A 24,655-nucleotide genomic window follows, 5' to 3' on the forward strand; every position below is an offset into this window, starting at 1 on the left:
CGATCAACGTCAGTGGCACAGCTAGAGCGTCACGTCCCCGCACAGGTGCACCTCGATGCCCAGCTCGGCGAAGAGTGCCGCCTTGGCGCGCAGCGCCTTGTCGGCGGTTGCCGCGTTGGGGGCGTAGGCGACGTTGAGGTGGTTGGCGCGGTGGCGGGCCATGAACTGGTCGCGGGTGATGCCGTGCAGGATCGCATGCATGATCGGCCACTGGTGGTTGGTGGCCTCCAGCCGGCGCCGGGTCTCCGCCTCGGGCAGCTCGATCGAGGTGGCGCGGCCGAGGTCGACGTGCAGTCGGCCGTCCATCAGGAAGACGCGCGACCAGACGATCTCGCCCGGCTTGGAGACACCGCTGAGGGTGCCGCCGCCGAGCGGGAAGAACATCGGGGGCTGGCGCATGCTGTACGACTTGTCGTAGCCGCCGTTGTGGGAGGCGGGCACCGAGCCGGAGATCTCGAAGACCCAGACGAACCGGCCGTCGTACTCCTCGCCCCAGCGGATGTCGTGCAGCGTGGTGGCCGGGTCGAGGCCCATCGCCGTCCAGATGCGGTTGGTGACGAGGGAGTCGACGGCGACGCCCTCGTCCACCTCGTTGAAGTGGGGCAGCGGCGTGCCCGCGTAGAGCTCACGGGCGCCGTCGCGGCTGAGCACCGGCGGGCGCTGGACGTTGTTGAGCAGCCCCTCGGCGAGGTCGCTGGCCGGGACGGTGTCCTTCAGGCCCTGCTGGTACTGGATGCCGACCGCGTCGAGTCCGAAGTCGTCGGCGATGCGCAGTGCGGCGATGTACATCTTGAACTGGCTGAGCAGCTGCGCGTCGGTGAGCTCGGTGGCCTCGTCCGTGCCGGTGTGGAAGGTCATGCCTGCGTGGTCGAGCCAGACGCGGACCGCCTGTGCCTCCTCATCGGAGACCTTCTTCATCTCGGCGACCAAGGCGCTCTGCGACAGGCGCTCCTTGTAGATGCCGAGCGGGTTGAGGAACTCGTCGTCGATGATGGCGTTGTACATGCCCATGCAGCCCTCGTCGAAGACGCCGATGATCGCCTTCTCCTCGCGCAGCTGCCGGGCCAGGGCCACGCCCAGTTCGGTCTCCGGGTCCTGCGACAGGGGCGGCAGGGGCCGGACGTGGTCGGTGCCGTGGGTGAGGGTGCCCGTCTCCAGCCAGGTGCGCAAGCCCTCGCGCGCCCACTCGTCGGTGAAGTCGGCGCTCCACAGGACGGAGTAGTCGCGTCCCGCCTTGGTGAGGCTGCCGGCGAGGTTGAGCAGGCCGACCAGGCCCGGGAACTCACCGCTCCAGTTGGCCACGATCAGGATCGGGCCCTCGTGGCTGCGTAGACCGGCGAGGACGTGGTGGCTGTACTGCCATACGGCCTCGACGACGATCAGCGGAGCGTCCTTGGGCAGGGTCTTGAAAACCTCGATGCCGGCGCGCTGGCTGTCGATGAAGCCGTGGCCCTTGGCCTCGTCGACCATGTGACCGCGGTGCAGCTTCCAGCCGAGGTCCGTCACGGCCGCGGCGAGGTCGCTCTCCAGCTTCTCCTGGGTGGGCCAGCAGGTGACGTTGGCGGCAGGGCGCAGGTCGCCGCTGGCCACGGTGTAGACGGTGTGCGGCTCGGCGGCCGGCGGTCGGCGGAGCTCGGGCAGGGAGTACGTGGTCATGCGGTCTCCATAGGTTGTGCGTTCGGCCCCGGAGCGGGGCCGCTGTGTCGAGCAGTGGGTGAATCCGGTGTGAGGGCCGACCGCCGCCCCCTCGTTGGCAGGCCGGAACCGGCCTGCCGGCGAGGGCCGGGGGCGGGCGGCGACCGGCCGTCGCCGAGCGGGGGGAGAGGGAGGGCCGTCTGCGGACAGGTGGAGGCGGCCGTCTGCGGGCACGCACGAGGTGCCCGTCAGCGCTCCTGCAGTGCCGCCAGGGCATGGACGACATCCGCACTGTCCGGGTACAGCCGCCGGTAGAGGGCGTACGACGCGTCGTAGCGCGCGATGTGTTCGGCGCGCGGCGTCACCGTCTCGCGTACTGGGTTCCAGTCGTCGATGGACGCGTCCCCGACGAGCTGAGCGGCCAGCAGCGCGTCGCCGTAGCTGGCACCGATGGTGGTGGTGCGCAGTTCCTGCGGGCGGCCGGTGATGTCGGAGACGATCTGTGTCCACAGGGAGCCCTGGGTGCCGCCGCCGACGGCGACCACGCGGCGGATGTCGCCGCCGGCCTCCTCGATGACCTCGATGTTGTGGCGGACACCGAAGCCGGTGGCCTCCAGGGCGGCCCGGTAGAGGTCGCCGCGGGTGTGGGAGAGGGTCAGCCCGGCGATCACTCCGCGGGCGTCCGGGTCCATGACGGGGGTGCGCTCGCCGGAGAAGTAGGGCAGCATCAGCAGGCCGTTGGCGCCCGGGCCGGACTCGGCGGCCAGGCGGGTGAGCTCGGTGTGGTCGGTGACGTCGAACAGATCGCGCAGCCAGTTGGTGACCGCGCCGGAGGTGGCCATGCCGCCCGCCAGGTTCCGGGTCCCGGGCAGCGCGCCGACCGTGCCCCACAGGGACGGGCTGGTGAGCGGCGTGGGCACGGTGTGGACGAGGAACATGGTAGTGCCGTACATCAGCATCAGGTCGCCGGTGTTCTGCGCGCCCACGCTCAGTGCCTCGGCCCAGGCGTCGATGGTGCCGGTGGTGACGGGGATGCTCGCGGGCAGGCCGGTCTCCCGGGCGGCCTCGGCGGTGACGGTGCCGGCCACCTCCCCGGACCAGCGCAGCGGCGGCAGTTCGATGCCGGGGGCCACCTCGGCCGCCCAGGGGGCGTACCACTCGCAGGCGTGCGTGTCGTACAGCGGGGTGCACTGGCTGGCCGAGTGGTGGTCGAGGACGTAGGCGCCGGTGAGCTGCCGGACCAGCCAGGAACTGGGCATGTAGAGGCGATGGGCCCGGGCGTAGACCTCGGGCTCCTCCTCGGCGATCCAGGCGATCTTCGGCCCCGCGGCCTGGGTGGTCAGGGCCGAGCCGCCGCGCCGGATGATCTCCTTGGTGCCGAGCCGCGCCTCGATGCGTTCGATCTGGCGTACCGAGCGGGTGTCCACGCCGTAGAGGACGGCGGGGCGCAGCGGCGTGTCGTGCTCGTCGGTCAGCAGGACGCAGGGTCCCATGCCGCTGACGCCGACGGAGAGGACGATGGTGTCACCCGGGCCGGTCAGCTCGCGGGCGAGTTCGGTGAACTCGCGCCACCACACGGATGCGTCCATTTCGAAGCGGCCGGGTCCCGGCCGAGTGGGTCTGTGCTCCCGTACGGCCGAGCGGATCAGAGAACCGTCGAGGCCGACGAGGACGCCCTTGCTGCTCGACGTGCCGATGTCCACGCCGATGACTGCGTTGCGAGGCATGCCCAGGACCATCGCAGAAATCGATTTCAGGGTCAAGAGTCCACACGCGAGCCACGGTTTTTCCTGGTGAGACGCCTTGGGTGGCACGCGGCCGCCATCTCGGTGCGCCTGGGCGTCTCACCTCTTGACACCCCTGAGGACCCCCTCTACGTTGCGGTGAAATGGATTTCAGAGGTGTTTCTCCGCAGCGTCGGTGCCGCCTCGCTCTTCCCGCGCCCCACGGTGCCCGTGCCGGCCCGCGGCGCGCGCCCCGTACTCCACCATGAGGGCAAGACACGATGACGACCTTTGGACTCGACGGCATCTCCCGCAGGACACGTGCCGTCAGTCGTTCCATCAGCGCCGAGAATTTCACCGGCGCCAAATCCGGCGGCGGCCGTGCCACGGACGGCACTGGAGCGGTGGCGGCGAGCCGGCTCGGGCCGGGCTGGAAGATCTCGCCCAGTATCGACATCGCCGCCGGTGAGTCGGCGGTGCTAGCCGACATCGAGGGCCCCGGCACGCTCCGCCACCTGTGGTGCACCACCGACCCGCACACGGCGTGGCGGGGCACTCTGCTGCGGATGTACTGGGAGGACGAAGAGGAGCCTGCCGTCGAGGTGCCGCTCGGCGACTTCTTCTGCAACGGCTGGAACACGTTCAGCCAGGTCTCGTCCGTGCCGGTCGCGGCCAACCCCAACGGCGGCTTCAACGCCTACTGGCCGATGCCGTTCCGCCGCAGGGCGCGCATCACCCTGGAGAACCTGACCGCCGAGAAGGTCACGCTCTACTACCAGGTCGACTACGAACTGGACGAGGTCGGCGACGACGCCGCCTACTTCCACGCCCAGTGGCGCCGCAGTCACCCGGTCCCGTTCGGCGAGGTGCATACCCTGCTCGACGGCGTCACCGGCGCCGGCAGTTACGTCGGCACCTACATCGCCTGGGGCGTCAACAGCCCGGGCTGGTGGGGCGAGGGCGAGCTGAAGTTCTACCTCGACGGCGACGACGAGTTCCCGACGATCTGCGGCACCGGCACCGAGGACTACTTCGGCGGCGCCTGGAACTTCGACGTCCCCGGCCAGGGCTACACCGCCTACACCACTCCCTACCTGGGCCTCAACCAGATCCTGAGCCCGGACGGGCTGTACCGCAGCCAGCAGCGGTTCGGCATGTACCGTTGGCACATCCTGGACCCGATCCGCTTCTGTGAGGACCTCCGCGTCACCGTGCAGAGCCTCGGCATCGGTCCTGGCCAGGGCAACGGCCTGCCGCACCGCTACCGGCCCACCAGCGACGACATCGCCAGCACCTCGCTGTTCTACCTGGACGCTACGTCTTCCGCGTCCCGCCCGGCCACGCCGGACCTGCTGACGCTAGAAGTCGACTGACCGCTCTCCTCCCGCAGCCCCATCCCACTCCGACAGGAGCGCACGCATGCTCCAGCACGGCAACGACGCCGCGCGTCCAGCCGGACCGCTCGGCACCTCAGGCCGCGTCTGTGACACATCAGGCCTCGGCTCCGCCTCCGGCACCTCACGCCGCCGCTTCCTCACCGCGGTGGCGGGCGCCGGAGCCGCCGCGGCGTCCCCGGCCCTGCTCACCGGTTGCGGCACGGCCCAGGCGAAGGGCGGCAACCTCCAGTTCTGGAACTTCTACGGACCGCAACGCTCGCCCGACCCGGCGGTCAACGCGCAGTCCAAGTGGTTCGTCGACATGGTTGCCAAGTGGAACGCCACCCACAAGGCGCAGATCGACCTGGTCTACCTGCCGCAGCCCACCTACCTCAACGGGTTCAAGCTGCCGTCCGCCTTCGCCACCGGCGAGGGCCCGGACATCTTCCTGCTCTCCCCTGGCGACTTCCTGCGCTACTACAACGGCGGCGTGCTGGCCGACCTCACTCCGTACATGGAGAAGGAGGCCATCGGCGACTTCGGCACCGCGCTCGACAGCCGCAGGGTCGACGGCAAGGTCTACGCCCTCCCCATGGAGATCGAGCCGCTGGCCATGTTCTACGCCCAGGACGTCTGGGAGAAGGCAGGCCTGTCCGAGGCCGACATCCCCACCACCTGGGACCAGATGCTCGACATCGGCGACAAGCTGCGCACGAGAACCCGGGCCGGACTCGTCTTCGAGACCAACCCGGGCTACTACCAGAACTTCACCTGGTACCCGTGGATGTGGCAGGGCGGCGGTGACGTCCTGGACGCGCAGGGCAACGTCGCTTTCGACTCGAAGGCCACCCGCCAGGCCCTCGGGTTGTGGCAGGACGCGGTACGCCACGGCATCGCGCCGCGCACCGTGCCCGCCGCCGGCGACGTGATCGGCGGTTTCAAGGGCGGCAACGTCGCCATGTGGCAGCAGGGCATCTGGAACGTCTCCAGCTTCAAGGCGTTCGCACCCCAGTACAAGTACGGCGTCTTCAAGCTGCCGGTGCCCCCGGGCGGCAAGTACGTCACCACGCTGGGCGGCTGGTCCTTCTGCGCCAACGCGCAGGGCCGCAACCCCGAGGCGGCGGCCGAGTTCTGCGTCTGGGCGCTGGGGTCCATGAAGGACGACTCCATCAACCGGATGGTCGACTGGTGCGTCGGCGCCAAGTCCGACGTGGCGCCCCGTGCCAGCGCCCTGGAGCGCGGCGCCGCCAAGGGTGGCTACGACTCCGAGAGCATGAAGAAGTTCAAGGACGAGATCTTTCCGGGCGGCCGCGCCGAGCCGCGCTACCCCCCGGTCGTCTACAAGGCGATCTCCGACGCCATCCAGGGATCCATGCTCGCCGGCCGCGGGGTGGCCGGCGAGGCGTCCAGAGCCGCCCAGTCCATCGCGGCCTACACCAAGAGCTACAAGGGGGCGAGCCTGATATGAGCAGCGTCGCCGCACAGGAGGGCCGGCGCACCGCCGTCGCCCCGACGCAGGCACCCGCCTCGTCCGACGGGCACAGACTCAGCCGCAAGCACCGCGAGTGGCTGGCCGCAGGCCTGTTCCTCGCCCCCGACGTTCTCGGGCTGCTGGTCTTCGTCGCGATCCCGATGGTGCTCTCCATCGGCCTGAGCTTCTTCCAGGTCAGCGGCTTCGGCAGCTACGAGTGGATCGGGCTCGGCAACTACCGGCGGATGATGCACGACCCGCTGTTCTGGGACTCGATGAAGATCACCGGCGAGTACGTGGTGATCCTCGTCCCCGTCCTGTTCTGCGTGAGTCTCGGCCTCGGACTGCTGGTCAAGCAGAAGCTGCCCGGCGTCGGGGTCTACCGCACCGCGCTCTTCCTGCCGTACGTCATCAGCCTCGTGGTGGTCGGCGTGCTGTGGAAGTTCCTGCTCGACGAGCAGACGGGTGTGGTCAACCGGGCCATGCGCGCCGCCGGGTTCGACGGCGAGTCCTGGCTCGGCAGCCCGTCCCTGGCCCTCGGCTGCGTCATCGCCGTCATGGTGTGGGTGATGATGGGCTACTACATGATCATCTTCCTGGCGGGGCTCCAGGAGATCCCCAAGGAGTTCTACGAGGCCGCGAAACTCGACGGAGCGGGCCCGTGGACCACCTTCCGCACGATCACCTGGCCGCTGCTGCGCCCCACCAGCTTCTTCGTCCTGCTGATGTCGACGGTCGCCGCGATCACCGGCGGTCTCGATCTGATCTTCGTCCTGACCAACGGCGGTCCGGCCAACGGCACCTCGCTGGCGATCTTCTACATCTACCAGCAGGCCTTCGGATTCGGGGAGTACGGCTATGCGTCGGCGATGGGCTCGTTCCTGGTGCTGATCATGGTCGTCGTCTCCGTGGTGATCTTCAAGTTCACGAGAGGCGGGAGGTTCGACGATGGCGAGTGACGCCATGGCGACCCAGGCCACCCCACCGACCGGCCGGCGCCGGCCGCTCACCTCGCGTACCGGGCTGACGGCTCTGGCCGTGGTCCTGTCGCTGATCAGTATCTTCCCGGTGCTGTGGATGGTCACGGCGTCCTTCAAGACGCGGGCCACCGTCACCGACGGAAGCCTGATCCCCCGGGACTTCACGTTCGACAACTTCGTCTACGTCTTCACCGAGGTGCCGTTCGGGCGCTATCTGTGGAACAGCTTCTTCATCTCCGCGGTGATCACCGCGGCGGCGCTGTTCTTCCACTCGATGGCCGCCTACGCGCTGGCCCGGCTGCGCTTCCCGGGCCGCGAGAAGCTCTTCGGCGCGATCTTCGCGACGCTGCTGGTCACCGCGCCGGTGGTGCTGATCCCGCTGTTCCTGGTCGCCCGCGAACTGGGCCTGCTCAACAGCTACGCCGGCCTGATCATCCCGGCGATCTTCAACGCCTTCGGCATCTTCCTGCTGCGCCAGTTCTACCTGGGGCTGCCCAGGGAACTGGAGGAGGCGGCCATCGTCGACGGCTGCGGCCACTGGCGGGTCTACTGGAACATCGTCCTGCCGATGTCCCGGCCGATCCTCTCGGCCCTGGCGATCTTCTTCTTCCTCGCGAACTGGAATGCATTCGTCTGGCCGCTGGTTGCCACCAACGACCAGTCCCTGACAGTGGTCCAGCTCGGCATCGCCTCCTTCCAGACGCAGTACGGATCCAACTGGAACTACATCCTGGCGGCGGCGACGGTGGCGGCGCTGCCCATGTTGGCGCTGTTCTTCGTCTTCCAGCGGCAGATCGTGGAGTCGATCAAGACGTCGGGTATGAAGTAGGGGCACGGTAGCCAAAGGGGGCGCCGCACCGGTCGGATGACCAGTGGGGCGCCCCACGCGTGCGGTGGGCGCCGCGCCTTGTGCCCACGGGTGCGGTACGGGGACGTCCGGAGCAGTTGGGGCGCGTACGAGTGCGTACGGTGCGCGTCCGTCGTGTCCGTCAGTCCGCGACCGGCCCGGCGGTGCTCTCCCGAATCTGGAGCCTGGTGCGCAGCACCACGGTCTGCAATGGTGACGCGCTGCCTTCCATGCGCTGGAGCAGCAGGTCGGCGGCGGTGCGCCCGAGCTCGTACGAGGGCAACTCGACCGCCGTCAGCGACGGTCGCACCAGCGATGCCCAGGGGACGTCGCCGAAGGAGAGGACGCCGACGCCGGGCGGAGTGCGGCCGACCTCGTCCAGGGTGTCGAGGACGCCGATGGTCATGAGGTTGTTGGTGACGAACACCGCGTCGGGCGGCTCGGGCAGGGCCAGCAGCTCGCGCATTGCCGCCCGGCCGCCTTCGACGCGGAAGTCGGCGTGCCGGACGTAGGTGTCCTCGGCCACGGCCTCGTCTCTCCGTGCGGCGCGCAGTGCCGCACGGTAGCCGGCCAGCCGCTCCTCGGAGGTGGAGGCGCCCTCGGGTCCGGTGATGCAGGCGATCCTGCGGTAGCCGGCTTGCAGCAGATGGCGGGTGGCCACCTCACCACCGTGCTGATCGTCGACCCTGACCGCGTCCACCTCGGCGTCGTGCGGCCGTCGGTCTACGGCGACCACGGGCACGCCCCGGGCGATCAGCGGACCCAGGTCCGTGTCGTCCTGAGAGGCCGCCGCGACGATCACACCCGCCATCTGCTCACCGAGCGCGACCTCGAGGTAGCGCCGCTCCTTGCCGGTGTCCTCGTCGGAGTTGCACAGGACGACCGAGAGGCTGGTGCGCTGCGCGGCGTCCTCGACACCGCGGGCGAGCGAGGTGAAGAACGGGTTCTCGATGTCCGGGATGATCAGGGCGATCACGCTGGAGCGCTGCTTGCGCAGCGAGCGCGCCAGCCGGTTGGGCGCGAAGCCGAGGGCCTCGGCGGCCTGTTGCACAGACTGGGCGCGTTCCGGTGTGACCCTGCCGCCGTTGAACACACGCGACACGGTTGCCGGGGATACTCCGGCGGCTCGCGCCACGTCATGGATCGTCACCACCTGCGTCCGCATCCTTTCACCCGGCTTCCGGATCTCCACCCTACCTTGCTGGTGAAAAGGATTTCACCCCCGTATTGAGGGGCCCGGCACCGAGGTCACCGGCCTGCTCGCGCCCCAGTGGCAGTCAAGGGAGCAGTCGACCGGCGTCGGGTAGATCCCGGCCTGACCGGAGGCACCGAGCGTGGTGGACTCGATGAACCGGACGACGGCTTTGCCCGCGCGGGGCCTGGGATGTCACGCAGAACGCACTTGTTTCCCGCGGCAGTGCACGTCAACGTCCGATCGTGGCCGGATCAATCAGGAATTGAGAAGCGCGGACACGGAGCCACTTCCAGCCTGCTCGTTAGGGACATCACCATTCACACGAGCTTCCTGCCGCATGACGACCCGGACGCGTCGCTCGCCTTCTACCGCGACGTCCTCGGCTTCGAGGTCCGCAGCGACGTCGGGCAGGGCAGGATGCGCTGGATCACGGTCGGCCCGGCCGGTCAGTGGTCGGACCAGCGCACGCCAATCCCACTCGCCAGCACCGCAGCCGGGACGGCTTTAACCGGGACGACATCCTCATCGGCTTCGAGCACCGGCAGGTGATCTGCCCGCAGGGCCAGACCAGCCGCAGCTGGTACGGCCCATATCCGACGTCCTCACCTCAAGCGGCACCGCTCATCGTGGTCAAGTTCGCCAAGAGTGCGGACCGTGCCTGGCCCGCGGAGGCGATGGCGCGCACAGGCCGGGTTGCATGCTTGACCACGGTTCGCCCGTGAGTACGAGTCTGGCCACCCCCACGCTCTGGCAAAGAGCCATGAAGGCGCTCTCGGAACAGGAAACCGCCCAGGCCAAGAAGGTTCTGACCTGGGCGTTCGCCGGGCAGGCGACTGAGCGGGTGAGCCCACTATGGCGAACGGTGAGGAGACGGTGGGCACCTCACCGTCCATCCGGCCGGGCGGGAGCAGCGCTTGGTCCTGGGCCGAGCTGCGGTGATGAACCTCAGACGAGGACGGATCCGCCCGCGACGTCTATGACAACGCCGCTGATCCAGGAGGCCGAGTCCGCGGCGAGGAACAGGGCGGCCTGGGCGACGTCCTCGAGGGTGCCGAGGCGGCGGATCGGGTGGGACTCCACCAGGGCCCGTTGGATCTCGGCGGGGATCTGACGCTCGTTGCGCTCCGTCATGATCGTCTCGGGTGCGACGCAGTTGACCCGGATGCCGTACGGGCCGGCCTGGGCTGCGAGGCCCTTGGTGAGGAGCTCTACGCCCGCCTTGGCCGCGGCGTAGGCGAAGGGGGACTGGGGCGTGGGTCGGCGGGCCGCCGCGGAGGAGAGGGTGACGATGCTGCCGTAGCCGCGCTCCTTCATGCCGGGCAGGAAGCTCTTGACCGTCAGGAAGGTGCTCGTCAGGTTGGCGTCGATGCTTGCGTGCCAGCCCTCCTCGCTGATCTCCTCGATCGGCCCGGGCCGCACCGGGTTGCCACCGGCGTTCGTCACGAGGACGTCGACGGGTCCGAACTCGGCCTCGATGTGGGTGCGCAGAGCCTCGATCTCGTCGAAGCGGGTGAGGTCGGCGGTCAGGGCCAGGACTTCGCCGCCTGCGGCGGCGATCTTCGCGCTGACGGATTCGAGCGCGTCTGCGTCGCGGCCGTGGAGGACGACGCGTGCGCCCTCGGTGGCGAAGAGCTCGGCGATGCCGGCCCCGATGCCCCGGGAGCTGCCGGTGACGAGGGCGACGCGGTTCTGAAGCGTGTTCATGGGGCTGGTTCTCCTGGCTGGTGTCGTGCCGGTAGGTGTCGAGTGGGGTGGCTGATCAGGTCGCTGCGGCCGACGGCATCGGCGGGGTACGCAGGCTCAGGTGGATGCCAGCCAGCTTCCATCCGGGACCGCCGGTCAGGGCGAGGGTGGCGCGGAAGGCGCCGTCGGCCGGACGGCCCTGGTAGCTGCCGGACTGCTGCTGGGTGCCGATCACGTAGGCCGTGCCGGCGACCTCGCGGACCTCGAAGTCCGGTTCGAAGTCGAAGGCCGAGTACTGCAGGCCCTCCTCGAAGCGGCGCAGCCACTGCTCGCGGTCGAGCACGAAGCCGAACGGGCCGACCCCGCGGAAATCCTCGTGCAGCAGGGCGTCGAGCTCGGCTGCGTCGCCGTCACGCTCCGCGGCGGCCAAGGCGGAGAGCCAGCCGGCGAGGGGATCCGCCCCGGTTCCGGTGTTCTGGGGAATGCTGCTCATGGTTCATCTCCTGCTGATCTGCGCGGATCGCGTTCGCCTTGTTCGTGATTCCTTCGGCGCCAAGGTGTCGGGCGCCTACGGATCGTGCTCAAGCGTTGCGGCGGGTTTCTGGTCAGGGCATGGCGGGCTGGCTCTTGCTCGTGGAGTTGGTCCGGGGGCGGGTGCGGGGCAGCAGGGCGGCGACGAAGACCAGCCAGAGGGTGCCGCCGAAGCGGACGACGGGGAGCAGGTAGGAGAAGCCGGAGGACAGAAGGGTCAGCTCGGCGACCATCCCGACGATGGCCAGGGCCAGTCCGGTCCAGGTGACGGCTCGCGGCAGCAGGCCTGCCATCAGTCCGGTCACGGAGATGCCGGCGATGAACAGGGCGTACATGACCACGTAGCCGGGGCCGCCCGAGATGAAGGACAGGTCTGCGAGCGCGCGGGCGAGTGCTGGGGAGGCGTCGGCGGGCAGGCGGCCGCCGGTCCAGGTGAACATCGCGGACAGGGTGGTGGCACCGGCGGCCAGGACGCCTCCGCAGAGGGTGATCGCCGACCCGGGTGCGGTGACGCCGAGCGCCCGCAGTCGCCGGTAGAGGATCGCGGCGCACAGTGCAAGGGGCACTGCGGAGCTGAAGAGCAGCAGGGCTCCGACCTTGATGGTGGTCGCGTGGGTCTGGGCGTAGTGCAGGACCGCGGTGCCCGTGGCGTCGGGGTGCGGAGTGGAGCTGTTCACAGCAACGTAGGCCACGGTCAGCGCGGCGAAGGCGAGGACCGGGGCGAGCAGGGGCGGCCCGGACTGTGGGCGGCGGGTGCGGGCCTCCGAGCGCTGGGGGGCGGGGGCGACGGTCATGGTTCCTCCTAGGCAGCTCGTATACGAACCATAATGATTACAAAGTGGAACGATTGTCAATCGTCTATCATGTGGGCATGAGCATGAGTCGAGCGCACGAGAGCACGGAGCCCCGCGGCGGCGCCGCCTTCCTGCTAGCGCAGCTGGGGGCTCACGGCGCCCAGTTGTTCGCCCAGCGGATCGCCGAACTCGACCTGACGCCCGCGCAGGCGGGGCTCTTGCGCCTGCTGGCCAGCACCCCCGGTCGAAGTCAGCGCGAACTCGCGGACGACCTCGGGATGCCGGCCAGCCGCTTCGTGCCGTTCGCCGACAAGCTCGAGGAGCGCGGGCTCATCGAGCGCCGCCGGAACACCAGTGACCGCCGTCTGTACGCGCTGCACTTGACGGACAAGGGGTTGGACCTGTTCGCCGAGCTCCGCGAGGCGGGCGCGGCACACGAGCAGGAAATGTGCCAGGGCCTCACCCCGCAGGAGTATCAGCAGCTGGTCGAGTTGCTGGGGCGTATAGCTCGGCAGCAGCAGCTGACCCCCGGTGTGCACCCGGGCTACCGGTCGCTTCGGCGCTGACCGCCCGCGCGGCGGCGACCGAGCAGCCGGGCAGCGCGCGGCAGGCACCGCGCTGAGCGCCGGGCGTGCGCGGGTGGACCTGGTCCGGCCGCCGCGTTCGGCGTCGCGATGCCAGGACCACCCAGGGCACGCCGGCCGGGCAGCCGCGAAGCGACCCGGCACCAACGTGATCTCCACACGGCCCGGCCGGTGAGGGGCCGCCGCCGTGGCGCGCGGACCTCCGGTCGGCCCTTGCAGTCGCCATGACTGTCGTCATCGCCCCATGCGGACGTACCTGCGGGCGGAGAGGAGCATGAAGACGACGGTGATCCCGCCGCTCCAGGCGAGGGAGGTCCAGACGTGGTGCGCGGCGAGGTCGCCGAGGACGAGCGCGCGTTCCGCGTTGACCAGCGCGGTGACCGGCTGGTGGGTGCCGATGGCCTGCAGTCAGCCCGGCATCGTGTCGATCGGCACGAACGCGTTGGAGGAGAAGACCAGCAGGAACGTGATCGGCACGCCGGCGGACTCGGGGTCGCCGATCAGCAGGCCGAGGGTGACGAAGACCCAGCACAGGGCGTAGCCGAAGAGCACGACGAGGCCGAGTGCGGCGAACAGGCCCGCGGCGCTGGTGTGGACGCGGAAGCCGACCGCGAAGCCCACGCCCAGCATCACCGCGTGACCACGATGCTGCGGGCCAGGTCCGGGAGGGTGCGTCCGGCGAGCACGGCGGTGCGGGCCATGGGCAGGGTGCGCCGGCCTCATGAAGGGCCCGCCGGGTGCCCTCGGTCGGCCAGGAACACCACTGGCTATGTTCACCAGTTTCGACTCGTGAACAAAGCCATTGCGGCGTCACCCCGGGTACAGGGCCGCGTGCCGGCCCGGGCGCCGAGTGTCGAGCAGACGGAACACCGCGAAGAGCAGTCCGACCAGGGCCGACCAAAGGACGATCACCCCGCCAGGGCCGGTCCACTTGCCGGACAGTCCCGCCGCAAGGGCACAGGCCACGACAACGACTGCGCGTCTTCCTCGCCGCGCAAGGCCTGCGGGCACCCCCGTCGCGGCGTAGCCGGGTGCGCGCGCAACCGCGTGCCCGCCTTCGCGGACGACGAACAAAGCGAAGGTGATCAGGCCCAGGGCGGCGGCCGTGGTGAACCCGGGCCGTCCTTCCGGGGTGTCCTTAGAGCGCTGCGTCACACCGTCCTTGTCGACGGCGATCGCGTAGTCCCGCCACATGGTGACGGTGACCACGTCTCCGGCACGCAGGTGCCCGAGCAGCGGCTCGGCTCCTTTCATAGCCACTTCCCGGGGCACGGGGCCGGGTCCGCCGAGCTCGAGTGCGTATCGCGCGTACTGCTTGGGCCCTTTCTGGATCACGGTGTCGCGTACGGTGGCCTGGACGGAGCGCAGACAGTCCTCGGTGACTGCTCTCCCGCAAGGGCGGGCAGCCCGGTAGGCGCGCTCCTCGGCCATGTGGTCGGGCACCATGGTCAGACCGGCGCCGGCCGCGACGAGCAGGGCGACGCCGAGCAGAACGGCGCCCGCTCCCCAGCAGCGGTACCAGAGGGTGCGCAGTCGCAGCGCGGGTCGACCGTCACGTCGGTTGGTGCGTCCGTACGGCATGTCAGGTCCACCGCCGTACGCGGGAAGCGATCGTGACGGCGGCCGACCCGGTCGCCTCGGTCCACTTCACCGGCTGGTACTCGCTCACCACGTCGCCCTCCGCCCTCTCCGCCCGTCGTCGTGCCGACGGCGTTGCGTCAGCGGCATTGAGCCACACCTGTCCCCCCGGCCGCCATACCGGTTTCGCCTCAGCGCGTCAGGGACGCGAATCAGGCCGTGGTAGCGCTGCCGGTCCTGCGGCGGCGCACAACGAACACGGCACCCGCGCCGACGGCGACCGCAGCACCGCCCGCCACCGCGATCATCGGCAGCGCCGAGCTGGAGCCGGTCTCGGCGAGGTGACCCTGCGGGACGATCTTGTTGTCGCCGACGGGCTTGGGCCGGCAGCGACTTCTTGCCGCCGTTCGGCTTGGCGTCGTTCGGGGTGCCCGGGTTGGTGCCGGCGGCGAGGACGTCGAACGGGTAGTAGTCGTCATCGTTGGCGTAGACGTAGTTGCCCCGGACGGCGCCAGCTTGCCGGCACTTCTCGAGGCTCCCGATGCCCTGCCGTGGCTGGGTGAGCTTCCCGCCATCAGGACGCTGCGGTGGATCTGGGACGAGCACTACCGCCGGGAAGACTCCGGTCAGATGCGATGGCGCACGCCCAAGGAGTTACCGCCAGTTGGAGAACGGCCGGCCAGCCCCTACGACCCGGACGTCCGCGATGGCATCAAGCGCAACTCGCCGCGTTCGTCCCGGCCCCTGGCCTCGTTCTGAAACCGTGCTGACCGACACCATTGCGTCGGTGTAGCCGCGCCCACTATCTTCTGAACATGTTCACTGAACGCGTTCAGGCAACTCGCGCCGAACGAAAACGGCGGACCACCACCCGCATCATCGAGGCCGCCGAAAGACTCTTCGAGGAGCGTGGCTTCCAGGGCACAACGGTGCGGCAGATCGCGGCGGAGGCGGGTGTTTCCGTGGGTGCCGTCATGGCAGTGGGGGACAAGGAGTCTCTGTTGAGCCTTGTCTACGACCAAGCCATCGCCGCCCGCATCCCCGCGCCACCGGCGGCGGAGTCCGCAGCCTCCGCAGTCGACTACCTGGCCCATTACTTCGACCCGTTCCTCGATTTGTTCGCCGAGAACGACGAACTCGCGCGCTCGTACTTCCGGGCCCTGACCCGAGGTCAACCCGAGAACGCGGCCCTCGGCGGGCTGCGCACGCTGACCGAGGACAATCTCACTGCCGCGATGGTGAAGGCGGGAATACCCGACCCCCGCGCCCGGCAGGGTGCGCAGGTGATGTTCACCAGCTACCTGGGTGAGCTGATGCTGCTTGCCGCCGGATCCACTGACCGGCAGCAGACGGCAACCGGGATCCGGCGCACCGCCGAATTCGTCACCGTATACGAAGAGGATGACCGATGACCCTCTCTGAACTCCCGTCTCCTGTCTGGCCAATCCTGATCCTGCTCGGGATACAGGCGGGCGACGCCGCAATGATGCTCCGTCCACCGAGATTCATCGTCGACTGCCTGGACGGCGTACGGTTCCCGCGCGACTGGTGGTGGGCGCTGATCACTCTTAAGGCGGCCTCCGTAGTGGGGCTCATCGTCGGGCTCTGGGTGCCCGGCGTCGCCATGACGACCACTGCTGCGATCGTTGTCTACTTCCTGGCGGCCGCCGCATCCCACATTCGCGCGCGAGCCTTGAACTCCGCGTTCTGGGTCAACTGCCTGGGCATGCTACTGCTGTCCCTGGCTGTGCTCATGGTGAGCTTCGTGCGGCTGTAACTCACCACGGGCGCTGTCGTTGTGACAGTGTCGGGATTGCCCTCAGGCACGAAGCCACAGGGGTCGTCCATCAGTGGTTTTCGCGTTCGTCGCAGGTGGCCTGGAGTCGGTAGGACTCGGTGCCGGTCTGGAGCAGAGTGCCGCGGAAGGTGAGGCGGTCAGCGATGGCCGCGCAGAGCCGACGGTCGCCGAACGTCTTCTCCCACTCAGCGAACGGGGAGTTTGTCGCGACCCGCGTGGCCTTGCGTTCCTCCCGCTCTCGAGCCTTGTGAACCCAGCACCTCTGATGGCGGGCGGCATACGCGGGAGGAGCGTGACCTGTCGGATCGCGACTACGCTTACGTGTGGGCTGACGGCGTCCACCCGAAGGTGAGGCTTGGCCAAGCGCACTCGTGCGTGCTGGTCCTGCTCGGGGTGCGGCTGGACGGCACCAAGGAGCTGATCGCGCTGGCCCCTGACCGGCGGATGTCGGCCAGGGGCCCTGTCACGACGGTCAGGCTAGGCCGACCGGCGTACTGCGTCAGCCGTCGTTCTCGGCCGATGGGATGAACGCACCCGGCACGTCCTGAGGAGTGTAGATCTTCTTCTCACCCGGGTACGGCTTCTTCCAGTTGTGCGACTCGTACCAGGCGAAGTGGTTCATCTGCGCGGGCGGAGCGTAGTCCGGCACGGCCTGGGGACCGGTCAGCCGCTGCTTCGACTTCCACTGGTCCCACTCGTCGGCGACGTTCTTCATGTCCGCAGGCACCGAGGCCGCCGGCACGGCCGCCGCCTGCGGGTTCTGCGCCGCGGGGGTGTCCAGACCACAGGAAGGCGCGCCGTTCTTCACGCCGTCGGTCAGCGAGACCCGGTTGGGCAGCGCGTTGAACGGCGTGAAGTCCGGGCTCTGGGTGAATGCCGCGGCCATCGGGCTGGCCGCGGTGTCCTTCTGGTTCATCGGCTGGATCCCGAGGATCTGCTCGATGGTCCGCATCATGTTGATCTGCGAGTAGTAGTGGCTGTCCACCACTCCGTGCTTGGCCCAGGGGCTGATGATCTGGACCGGGGCGCGGTGGCCGTCGACGTGGTCGAGGCCGGCCTGGGAGTCGTCCTCGACGACGAAGATCGCCGAGTCCTTCCAGTACTTGCTGTGCGAGATCTCGTCAACGATCTTGCCGACGGCGAGGTCGTTGTCCGCGACCTGGGCGGCACCGCTCACCGGGCCACCGGTGTGGTCGCTGGAGAGCCAGAACATGTTCAGGTTCGCCGGACCGTTCTTCTCGAAGTCCTTCTTCCAGATCTCGGCGCGGTAGACGTCCGGGACGCTGGTGTCGAACTTCGGGAAGCCGTGCACCGATACGTCGTTGAGCGACGGGATCGGCGAGGTCGAGTTCAGCGGGTAGGCGGTGTCCTGACCGGTCGCCGCCATGTTCTTGCTGTCGCAGTACAGGTTCTGCCAGCTCGCGCCCGACGGCTTGGTCAGGAACTGCTGGAACTCACCGAAGTTCCGCACGGACTTGCCGGCGTCCTGCGCACCGGTCCAGATGAAGCCGGTCCGCTGGTGGCCGAGGGCGTCGTCCTCGGTGTCGTAGCTGCGGGTGTACTCACCGGCGGAGGACTCGGTGTACTCCGGGTTGTCCGACTGCATCAGCCAGTTGTGGCCCTCGGCGGAGTTCGTGCCGATGTCGTACGTGTTGTCGAACAGGCCGAACTGCCGGGCCAGGGCGTGCTGGTTCGGCGTGACGTTCTCGCCGTATTGCGTCAGCGACGGGTCGCCGTTGCCCTGCGGGATGTCACCGAAGACCTGGTCGTAGGTCCGGTTCTCCTTGACGAGCAGGAAGACGTGCTTGATCGTCGAGGGGTCGCCGAGCTTGACCGGGACCGGCACCGGCTTGGCCGGGGAGCCGTCGGACTTCTTGAGCGACTCGCCGTTCCAGCCGTTCTGCTTGAAGACCTTGCCGGTGTAGGACTTGATCACGCTGTCGTCGGGCAGCGTGAACTTCTGCACGCTCGACGTCGTGTCGTGGGTGCCGTGACCGCTGGCCTTACGGCGGGCGTCGATACCACGGGTGTTGGAGACGTAGACCTGGTCGCCGACGGTGGTGATCTCCGAGGGGAAGTAGTCCGTCGGGAGCAGGCCGACGTAGGAGACCGGCTCCTGGGCGGAGGTGTACTTGTAGACGGCGACCGCATTGGCACGGCCGAGGGTCACCAGCAGGTGGCCGTCGTCGGTGAGGGTCACCGCGTCGGGCTCGTAACCCACCGAGGACTCGGCCCACGGCCGGGTGGCGATGGTCTGGACGACCTTGTCCTTCGCCGTGTCGATGACCGACACGTCGTTGGTCGCGGTGTTGGTGACGAACAGCGCCCCGTTCTTGGCGTACAGGGCGGTCGGGTGCAGACCGACGTCGATGCTCGAGACGGCGGCGTCCTGGTTCGCCAGGTCGATGACGCTGACCGTGCCGGTGGTGGTGGCAGCGGTCTTCTGGTCGGCGAGTACCTGCGTGCCGTACGAGTTGATCGTTGGCTCGCCGGGCTTGGCCGGGCGACCACCCTCGTTGCTGATGTAGAGCTTGTTGCCGACGACGATCATGTCGCGCGGGGCGTTGCCCACGGACCAGCTCTGCTTGATGGTCCCGGTTGCCGCGTCGATGGAGACGACCCGGTTCTGGCCGTTGACCGCGGAGTACACGGTCTTGCCGTCGGCCGAGAACACCGCCTCGCCCACCAGGGCCTTCTTGGAACCCTGTGCCGGGATGGTGACGGTCCTCGGGCTGGAGACGCTGCCGTCCGCGTTCACGGTGAACACGGTGTAGCCGTCCGGCTGGCCCAGCCACAGCTGCTTGCCGTCGGGCGAGTACGTCGGGCCTTCCTGGCCCACGTTGTTGCTGCTGATGCGGGGGTTGGACGACGCGGCGTTGCTGACGAGCTGCTGTGTCTTCCAGTCCTTCAGGTCCACGATGGCCAGGGCCGCGCCACCGTCGGTGACCGAGGCGGCCATGTGCGTGCCGTCCGGGCTGACCGAGGACGACATGATCTTGCCCTGGTTGATGACAAGACGGTCGCCGTACGGGGCGATGTACTGGTTGCCGGAGACGACCTGGCCGTCGGCAGTGACCTGACCGACCTGGTCCGTGCCGAACTGGTGGGTCTGCGCGAACGCCGTGCCGGCGGCCACGAGGGCGACAGCGGTGGTGCCCGCCGTCAACAGCGGTATCCGGCGCCCGATGCGTCTACCGAGGAGATTGATCCGAGATTCCTCGACGAGCTTGCGGCGGCGAGTTACCTGCATTGAGTGTTATCCCTTCGGGGTGGTGTCGAGCAGCTCGACGTTGCCGTCGAACTGCCACAGCGGGTTCGGTGCGTCCCCTTCGGGGGTCCGCACCAGGAAGTAGCCGTTCACTTCCTTCGGTCCATCGCCATCGGCCATGAACCGCCCGTCCGGAGTGACGTCGAGTTGGTAGATCGCCTGTCCTGTGGCCTCGACGCCGGGAAGATGCCAGGTCACGACGCAGCGCCAGTCGTTGCCCGGGCCTTGCGCTGCGACCCTGGTGCTTCCCTTGTCGCACGTCGCCGCGGCCTTCAACTGGGCCTCGGTGACGGCGGGTCGGTGGAGTTGGTCGGTCTGCATGCGGTACAGGTGCGCGAACGCCGTGGCGACCGAGCGCTGCACCTTGTCCTGCTCGATCCCGGAGCCCGTCGCCGAGGTCGTCGCGGCGACGACCGCGAACGACACGGCGGCCACCCCGACGAGCGGCAGGACTCCGACGGTGATGGCGCGGCGGCCCGAACCGTCGTGGGTCGGGTTGGTGAATTCGCGCCGTACGAAGAGCACATAGGCCAGCGCCGTCGCGACCGCGGCCCACACGAGGCTGACGATGATGCCGATCAGCAGCGGGGCGAGTTGTTGCGGGCTGGTGAACAGTCCGTTCCAGGAGATGAAGGCGTAGCTGGGCAGGGCGACGCGGACGGCCACGGGGAGTGGCAGCATCTGGGCGACCGCCATCGCGAGCGAGACGAGTACGGGCACCAGCAGCCCCATCGGGGACCGTCCCAGGGTGACCGACCCGAGGAAGCCGAGTGCGGCGAGCGCCAGGGTCGGAGCGAGGACGCAGATCCAGGAGAGCAGGACCTGAACGGCGGCGTCCGACGGTGCCAGGAGGTGGCCGTCGAGGCCGACCAGCGGCTGGTCGCCGACCGCGAGGAGGCCGCCGACCGTGCTGGAGACCGCGAGCCCGGCCACGAGCAGCAGCAGGACGGTGAGGCTGGCGACCACCTTCGCCACGAAGATCCGCCGAGGCGAGCGGACCGCCACGAGCAGTTGGCGCCAGGTTCCGAGGCGGTCCTCGGAGGCGAACACGTCGCCGGCCACGACCGAGGTCAGCAGCGGGAGCGCCCAGGTCCCCGCGAAACCGAGCATGACCAGCGGTCCGGCCCACCCGGTGGCGTGCATCCAGCCGCCGAAGAGGGTGTCGACGGGGAGCGTGGCCTGCTGGCTCACGCCGGCGACGAAGAGGGCAGGAACGATCCAGCAGGCGAGGACCAGCAGGCGGATCCGCCATTGGGAGATGAGCTTGACGAGCTCGAAGCGACAGGCGCGGGTGACGGGGATACGAGGGCCCCGGGTCTCCTGTTCCCGTTCCGGGGTCTGGGTGAGGGCCGCGGTCATCGGTCGGCCTCCTGCTGCTCGGTGAGGGCGAGGAACGCGGCTTCGAGCGGCGACACCACGGGAGTGAGCTCGCGCAGCGCGACGCCCTCCTCCACGAGCCGCACCACGAGGTCGTCCAGGGCGGGTACCAGGGCGCGGACGACGAGCAGTTCGGCGTCCTGTCGTACCCCGGAGTCGTCGACGACCCGGACTCCGGGCGCCTCGTCGGCCACCCGGCGGGCGGCCTGCGGATCGGAGATGAGCAGCCGGTAGTCGAGTTCACGGTTGTCGGTGGCCAGCTTGCTCAGCGGGCCGGAGAAAACGACGCGTCCGGTGGCGAGGATGGTCACCTCGGAGCACAGCGCTTCTAGGTCATCCATGTTGTGGCTTGAGAGCACGACGGCGGTCCCGTCGGCCGTGAGCCGGTTGAGGACACCGTGCACGTGCTTCTTGCCCGCCGGATCAAGGCCGTTGGACGGTTCGTCGAGCACGAGCAGCCGAGGCTTGGTCAGCAGGGCGGCGGCGAGTCCGAGCCGCTGGCGCATGCCGAGGGAGAAGCCGCGGGTGCGGTCGTCGGCGACGCCGGTGAGGCCGACCTCGGCGAGTATGTCGTCGATTCCCGCCGTGCGCGCGTCGTGGCCGCGGAGTGCGGCCAGCGCTGCGAGGTTCTGCCGTGGGGTGAGCGAGGGATAGAGCGCGGGACCGTCCACGAAGCCGGCGACACCGTCGGGAGCATCGAGTGCCCGTCCGACCGGTGTCCCCAGGACCTCGAGGCGACCGCTGTCGGCGACCGAGAGCCCCAGCAGGAGGCCGAGCAGGGTCGTCTTCCCGGCACCGTTCGGTCCGACCAGGCCGTGGATCTGCCCCTGTGTCACATCGAGATCGATGTCGTCGAGGGCGACGACGTCACCGAAACTCTTCGTGATGCCGCGAGCCCGGATTGCGGGGAGTTGTTCCATGGGTCCCTTCCTTCAACAGCCTCAAGGACCATAGGGATTGCCCATGCCGCTCACAGGGATCGGGAGTTGAATGTTGATGGAACATGAAACGACTTGGCATTCGCGACGTCACCACCAGGCGGGAGCCGTCCACGCTTCGACCAGCGACTTTTGTGATTGTCTGATCAAGAGTGCGGGAGTGAATGCAGAAGTTGTGCGATCGCGAACGACACTCGTTACTGGGGGGTTGACTGAGAAGTAACCCGGCTGGATGGACGGAGGGTTGCGGCGAGCGGTATTGGCGAGCGGTCAGTCACCGAGTCGGGGATGGCCACTCGGTGTCACCATTCAGGCGGGACCGACCCCCGCACAGCCCCGCAGCCGGACAGCGAGGAGCATGAACCCCTCGACGAGCGCCCCGGTCGGCGAGGGCGCGCAGCAGGCCGTCGGCGCAGGTTCGTACCTGGGTGTCCGGGTGGCCGACGGGTCCGGTCGGTGTGGGCGACTAGTCCGTGGTCACCACGAACACCTCCATGCCCGTGAACAGTTCATCGAGGACCGTGTTGCGCCGGCAACCCCGACGTCGTGGCGGAGAAGCAGGGGCGGATGGGCCGTTATCGGGCTCCATACGCTCCGGTCGGCAGGGTCCTCCGGTCCGTCACAGCTACGTCGGTAACAGTGACGGACCGGAGCCCTCCGTCACTTCATGTGCAGCGCCGTCATGACGGCCACTCAGCTCGGTCTCGACGAGCAGGGCCGCCCGCCCGCCGGCAGTCGGTTCGTCTCCCGCGCCATGCCCTCAGGAACAACCCTCCGCACCTACAGCGGCAGCACCGCCGACGTGGACGTCTGGTGTTCCACGCTGTTCGGCCTCACCGGCAAGGGTGCCAGCAAGGAAGTCCCCGTCTCAGCGGGATGTCTCACCATGACCATGTCGCTCCACGCTGTACGCACAGGCACTTGACACGATGGCCCCGGCGCGGACGTGACCGCTACGGGCAGCGATAATCCACACACCACAGCGACAGAGTCGAGGGAGAACCTGTGAACAGACCGCTCTCGCGCTGCGTCACGGTCCTGTATGCGATATCCGCGACCTGCGCCGCCATAGGCGTGCTGCTGTGGGTGCGCGGCCAGACCAGCGCGCCCCCCAGGGTCTACGGGGCCTTCCTGGCGGCCGACGGCTACACCCCGTCGGCCTGGCGGGTGTGGTCACCGGCAGTGCCCGAAGAACATCTTGGCCTGTACCTCATCGCGGCCGGGCTGGTGCTGGTTGTGGCGGCGCGCTTGTTCTCCATCCGACGTGGCTGAGCAGCGCAACATCGTCATCGGTCACGGTGAGCACCACGACCCGTCAGGTCGACGCCTGCACCCGCCCCGGCCGGTTCGATGCCGCCACCGAGGCCCGGCTCGCCGACATCGACCGGGACGCCACCCCGATCACGTCGACGCGCGGCGTCCGCGAATGGCTTTGTTCACGAGAACCGGTTCTGGCTCAAGCTCTGTGGTCCATCCACCTGCGTGACTGTTGATCTTCGTTCACATCAAGATGATCAAGCGCCAAATGTACGGTCGAGCCGGCTTCAACCTGCTGCGCAAGCGAGTCCCGTTGGCAGGCTGAACGCCGCGTCACTACATACTGACCCAGCAGTACAACCGGTGGCCGCGAACGAGCGCCCTCTCTGCAAGTGCAGCGAGACCTTCCAAGAAGCCCGTGAGCCCACTCAGCTCCGACTGAGCGCTGAAGACGCTCGACGCAGACCAACCACGGGCCACTTCGCCCAGTTGCTTCCGGTCGAAACGGGCGAGGGAGTCACGAAAGGAATCCGTAAGCGACAGCGTGACGACTTCTCCGTCACCCACCATCCCGACCAAATGCCCATGCCGCGAATCAGCCTCGACAGCATCGGCAGTTCGCCCAGTAACGAGCACCTCGGCCGGCAGCAGCTCGACCACCGGATCGACGCCCTTCACGACGAACGAGTCATACCCCGTTCCCATCGGCTGTCCGTCCTCACGGACCACAGCTCGAACGGCGTCTTCGTCATCAGCAGCGACGTAGTAGCCGAAGAGAGCTCCCATACGCACGATCATGACACCCAGCCAACGGCCGAACCCAACCGTGATCGACCACGCAGCGTCACCGATCACAAATGTGTGCCAGAACCCGAGAACCGACAGCACCTGGACACGAGATTGGGCAGCAACCGAGGCACCGCGGAAATCGAACAATTCATGGCTTCGGGCGGCGCGGGCCCCCACCGACTGGGCAGGGACCCGCGGCATAACAGCAGAGGGGCGCCGGGAGCTGCCCTCGATGAGCAGCATCCTGGCCAACACGGCTTACCGTCTGGTGGTGGCCCGGCGGGCCGGCCTCACTTCAGATGCCGAGCGAAGAACTGGGCCGCGTCCTCCCCTGCGAACCGCGGGACACCGGTGTGCCCGCCCATATTGGCGTGCAGGGACTTCTGCTTGGAGCTGAAGGCGTCAAACAGGTCCAGGGCCGCCTGCCGGTCGTTCCCCTCGTCGTCCCACTGCAGCAGGACGTGCAGTGGAATAGTGACCTGCCGGGCCTCCTCGAACATGGCGCGAGGCACGAAACTCCCGGCGAAGAAACCGGCGGCTACGATGCGGGGCTCGACCACCGCAAGCCGGATGCCGATGGAAATCACTCCCCCCGAGTACCCGACCGGGCCCCCGATCTCGGGCAGCGAAAGGAGGGCGTCCAGGGCGGCCTGCCATTCCGGGGCCGACTTTTCGACCAGCGGGAGGATGAGGGCGTCGATGATCTCGTCGCTGACCGGCTCGCCGGCCTGCATGGCCCGGCGCAGGTCGGCACGGGCCTGCTCGGCGGCGGCCCAACGGGGCCGGTCACCGCTCCCAGGCAGCTCGATGGTGGCCGCGGCGAACCCGTC

The 24,655-nt window shown here is 68.6% G+C and carries 25 protein-coding genes and 3 pseudogenes; 13 read left to right on the plus strand and 15 right to left on the minus strand.

The features are described from left to right. Nucleotides 1-21: 21 nt before the first annotated feature. Complete coding sequence (locus ACWEK3_RS32960) at nucleotides 22-1,656, minus strand: fucose isomerase (RefSeq protein WP_450539512.1); 1,635 nt, start codon at nucleotides 1,654-1,656, stop codon at nucleotides 22-24. A 227-nt stretch (nucleotides 1,657-1,883) separates the two neighbouring features. Continuing rightward, nucleotides 1,884-3,362: an FGGY-family carbohydrate kinase gene (locus ACWEK3_RS32965; RefSeq protein WP_450539510.1), complete on the minus strand. Its 1,479-nt coding sequence runs from the start codon at nucleotides 3,360-3,362 to the stop codon at nucleotides 1,884-1,886. A gap of 278 nt (nucleotides 3,363-3,640) precedes the next feature. On the opposite strand from ACWEK3_RS32965, the gene ACWEK3_RS32970 reads away from it, so the two are divergent. Genes ACWEK3_RS32970 through ACWEK3_RS32985 form a run of 4 tightly spaced genes read left to right on the plus strand, consistent with a single transcriptional unit; the run spans nucleotide 3,641 to nucleotide 8,015 of the window. Further along, nucleotides 3,641-4,732, plus strand: a complete 1,092-nt coding sequence (locus tag ACWEK3_RS32970) for a glycoside hydrolase family 172 protein (protein WP_450539508.1) — start codon at nucleotides 3,641-3,643, stop codon at nucleotides 4,730-4,732. Between the two features lie 46 nt (nucleotides 4,733-4,778). Beyond that, nucleotides 4,779-6,203, plus strand: coding sequence for an ABC transporter substrate-binding protein (locus ACWEK3_RS32975; RefSeq protein WP_453251308.1), 1,425 nt, complete (start codon nucleotides 4,779-4,781; stop codon nucleotides 6,201-6,203). Then, nucleotides 6,200-7,165 (plus strand): carbohydrate ABC transporter permease, encoded by a 966-nt coding sequence (locus tag ACWEK3_RS32980; RefSeq protein ID WP_450539504.1) that lies wholly within the window; start codon nucleotides 6,200-6,202, stop codon nucleotides 7,163-7,165. Before ACWEK3_RS32975 ends, ACWEK3_RS32980 begins: the two co-directional genes overlap by 4 nt. Further along, nucleotides 7,155-8,015 (plus strand): carbohydrate ABC transporter permease, encoded by an 861-nt coding sequence (locus tag ACWEK3_RS32985; RefSeq protein ID WP_450539502.1) that lies wholly within the window; start codon nucleotides 7,155-7,157, stop codon nucleotides 8,013-8,015. The genes ACWEK3_RS32980 and ACWEK3_RS32985 overlap by 11 nt, the downstream gene beginning before the upstream one ends. Nucleotides 8,016-8,175: 160 nt before the next feature. Here ACWEK3_RS32985 and ACWEK3_RS32990 read toward each other — a convergent pair whose 3' ends face one another. Next, nucleotides 8,176-9,198: a LacI family DNA-binding transcriptional regulator gene (locus ACWEK3_RS32990; protein WP_453251309.1), complete on the minus strand. Its 1,023-nt coding sequence runs from the start codon at nucleotides 9,196-9,198 to the stop codon at nucleotides 8,176-8,178. Nucleotides 9,199-9,522: 324 nt separating this feature from the next. Here ACWEK3_RS32990 and ACWEK3_RS32995 point away from each other — a divergent pair. Next, nucleotides 9,523-9,738 (plus strand): annotated as a pseudogene (locus ACWEK3_RS32995) (VOC family protein); the annotation flags it as partial. Nucleotides 9,739-10,173: 435 nt separating this feature from the next. On the opposite strand, the gene ACWEK3_RS33000 reads toward ACWEK3_RS32995, so the two are convergent. From ACWEK3_RS33000 to ACWEK3_RS33010, 3 genes are all read right to left on the minus strand, one after another. Beyond that, nucleotides 10,174-10,932, minus strand: a complete 759-nt coding sequence (locus tag ACWEK3_RS33000; protein ID WP_453251310.1) for an SDR family NAD(P)-dependent oxidoreductase — start codon at nucleotides 10,930-10,932, stop codon at nucleotides 10,174-10,176. A gap of 55 nt (nucleotides 10,933-10,987) precedes the next feature. Continuing rightward, nucleotides 10,988-11,404 (minus strand): nuclear transport factor 2 family protein, encoded by a 417-nt coding sequence (locus ACWEK3_RS33005; RefSeq protein WP_453251311.1) that lies wholly within the window; start codon nucleotides 11,402-11,404, stop codon nucleotides 10,988-10,990. A 112-nt stretch (nucleotides 11,405-11,516) separates the two neighbouring features. Continuing rightward, on the minus strand, nucleotides 11,517-12,236 hold the full coding sequence (locus ACWEK3_RS33010; protein ID WP_453251312.1) for a DUF4386 domain-containing protein: 720 nt from the start codon (nucleotides 12,234-12,236) through the stop codon (nucleotides 11,517-11,519). 77 nt (nucleotides 12,237-12,313) lie between these two features. Between ACWEK3_RS33010 and ACWEK3_RS33015 the strand changes: the two genes are divergently transcribed. Then, a complete protein-coding gene (locus ACWEK3_RS33015; RefSeq protein WP_453251313.1) occupies nucleotides 12,314-12,802 on the plus strand; it encodes a MarR family winged helix-turn-helix transcriptional regulator in 489 nt (162 codons plus the stop codon). A 426-nt stretch (nucleotides 12,803-13,228) separates the two neighbouring features. On the opposite strand, the gene ACWEK3_RS33020 is transcribed toward ACWEK3_RS33015, so the two are convergent. The 3 genes from ACWEK3_RS33020 to ACWEK3_RS33030 all read right to left on the minus strand — a co-directional run bounded on the left by ACWEK3_RS33020 (nucleotide 13,229) and on the right by ACWEK3_RS33030 (nucleotide 14,973). Further along, nucleotides 13,229-13,453 carry a hypothetical protein gene (locus ACWEK3_RS33020; protein ID WP_453251314.1) on the minus strand — a complete coding sequence of 75 codons (225 nt, stop codon included), beginning with the start codon at nucleotides 13,451-13,453 and terminating at the stop codon, nucleotides 13,229-13,231. A gap of 177 nt (nucleotides 13,454-13,630) precedes the next feature. Further along, nucleotides 13,631-14,401: a hypothetical protein gene (locus ACWEK3_RS33025; RefSeq protein WP_453251315.1), complete on the minus strand. Its 771-nt coding sequence runs from the start codon at nucleotides 14,399-14,401 to the stop codon at nucleotides 13,631-13,633. A gap of 209 nt (nucleotides 14,402-14,610) precedes the next feature. Continuing rightward, complete coding sequence (locus tag ACWEK3_RS33030) at nucleotides 14,611-14,973, minus strand: LAETG motif-containing sortase-dependent surface protein (RefSeq protein WP_453251316.1); 363 nt, start codon at nucleotides 14,971-14,973, stop codon at nucleotides 14,611-14,613. On the opposite strand from ACWEK3_RS33030, the gene ACWEK3_RS33035 reads away from it, so the two are divergent. Genes ACWEK3_RS33035 through ACWEK3_RS33045 form a run of 3 tightly spaced genes read left to right on the plus strand, consistent with a single transcriptional unit; the run spans nucleotide 14,915 to nucleotide 16,175 of the window. Further along, nucleotides 14,915-15,157, plus strand: a complete 243-nt coding sequence (locus ACWEK3_RS33035) for a hypothetical protein (protein ID WP_453251324.1) — start codon at nucleotides 14,915-14,917, stop codon at nucleotides 15,155-15,157. The two genes, ACWEK3_RS33030 and ACWEK3_RS33035, sit on opposite strands and share 59 nt — an antisense overlap. Nucleotides 15,158-15,213: 56 nt before the next feature. Then, on the plus strand, nucleotides 15,214-15,810 hold the full coding sequence (locus ACWEK3_RS33040) for a TetR/AcrR family transcriptional regulator (RefSeq protein ID WP_453251317.1): 597 nt from the start codon (nucleotides 15,214-15,216) through the stop codon (nucleotides 15,808-15,810). Continuing rightward, nucleotides 15,807-16,175, plus strand: coding sequence for a DoxX family protein (locus tag ACWEK3_RS33045; protein WP_365777966.1), 369 nt, complete (start codon nucleotides 15,807-15,809; stop codon nucleotides 16,173-16,175). Before ACWEK3_RS33040 ends, ACWEK3_RS33045 begins: the two co-directional genes overlap by 4 nt. Nucleotides 16,176-16,245: 70 nt before the next feature. On the opposite strand, the pseudogene ACWEK3_RS33050 reads toward ACWEK3_RS33045, so the two are convergent. Further along, nucleotides 16,246-16,434 (minus strand): annotated as a pseudogene (locus ACWEK3_RS33050) (ATP-binding protein); the annotation flags it as partial. Nucleotides 16,435-16,481: 47 nt separating this feature from the next. On the opposite strand from ACWEK3_RS33050, the pseudogene ACWEK3_RS33055 reads away from it, so the two are divergent. Continuing rightward, a pseudogene (locus ACWEK3_RS33055) lies at nucleotides 16,482-16,646 on the plus strand (transposase); the annotation flags it as partial. 49 nt (nucleotides 16,647-16,695) lie between these two features. Here the strand turns inward: ACWEK3_RS33055 and ACWEK3_RS33060 are convergent. Genes ACWEK3_RS33060 through ACWEK3_RS33070 form a run of 3 tightly spaced genes read right to left on the minus strand, consistent with a single transcriptional unit; the run spans nucleotide 16,696 to nucleotide 21,761 of the window. Beyond that, nucleotides 16,696-19,446: an alkaline phosphatase family protein gene (locus ACWEK3_RS33060; RefSeq protein ID WP_453251318.1), complete on the minus strand. Its 2,751-nt coding sequence runs from the start codon at nucleotides 19,444-19,446 to the stop codon at nucleotides 16,696-16,698. A 6-nt stretch (nucleotides 19,447-19,452) separates the two neighbouring features. Beyond that, nucleotides 19,453-20,823, minus strand: a complete 1,371-nt coding sequence (locus ACWEK3_RS33065; RefSeq protein ID WP_453251319.1) for an ABC transporter permease — start codon at nucleotides 20,821-20,823, stop codon at nucleotides 19,453-19,455. Beyond that, nucleotides 20,820-21,761: an ABC transporter ATP-binding protein gene (locus ACWEK3_RS33070; RefSeq protein ID WP_453251320.1), complete on the minus strand. Its 942-nt coding sequence runs from the start codon at nucleotides 21,759-21,761 to the stop codon at nucleotides 20,820-20,822. The genes ACWEK3_RS33065 and ACWEK3_RS33070 overlap by 4 nt, the downstream gene beginning before the upstream one ends. A gap of 700 nt (nucleotides 21,762-22,461) precedes the next feature. Here ACWEK3_RS33070 and ACWEK3_RS33075 point away from each other — a divergent pair. From ACWEK3_RS33075 to ACWEK3_RS33085, 3 genes are all read left to right on the plus strand, one after another. Continuing rightward, nucleotides 22,462-22,704: a hypothetical protein gene (locus ACWEK3_RS33075; protein ID WP_450539477.1), complete on the plus strand. Its 243-nt coding sequence runs from the start codon at nucleotides 22,462-22,464 to the stop codon at nucleotides 22,702-22,704. 80 nt (nucleotides 22,705-22,784) lie between these two features. Then, nucleotides 22,785-23,051 carry a hypothetical protein gene (locus ACWEK3_RS33080; protein WP_450539475.1) on the plus strand — a complete coding sequence of 89 codons (267 nt, stop codon included), beginning with the start codon at nucleotides 22,785-22,787 and terminating at the stop codon, nucleotides 23,049-23,051. Between the two features lie 26 nt (nucleotides 23,052-23,077). Continuing rightward, complete coding sequence (locus tag ACWEK3_RS33085; protein ID WP_450539473.1) at nucleotides 23,078-23,272, plus strand: hypothetical protein; 195 nt, start codon at nucleotides 23,078-23,080, stop codon at nucleotides 23,270-23,272. A 100-nt stretch (nucleotides 23,273-23,372) separates the two neighbouring features. Here the strand turns inward: ACWEK3_RS33085 and ACWEK3_RS33090 are convergent, their stop codons facing one another. Together ACWEK3_RS33090 and ACWEK3_RS33095 are read right to left on the minus strand one after the other, a co-directional pair. Next, a complete protein-coding gene (locus tag ACWEK3_RS33090) occupies nucleotides 23,373-24,068 on the minus strand; it encodes a hypothetical protein (protein ID WP_453251321.1) in 696 nt (231 codons plus the stop codon). Nucleotides 24,069-24,115: 47 nt separating this feature from the next. Beyond that, nucleotides 24,116-24,655 (minus strand): alpha/beta hydrolase (locus ACWEK3_RS33095; RefSeq protein ID WP_453251322.1); only part of this gene is annotated, 540 nt, incomplete at its 5' end.

It is taken from the genome of Streptomyces sp. NPDC004721 (assembly GCF_053601495.1).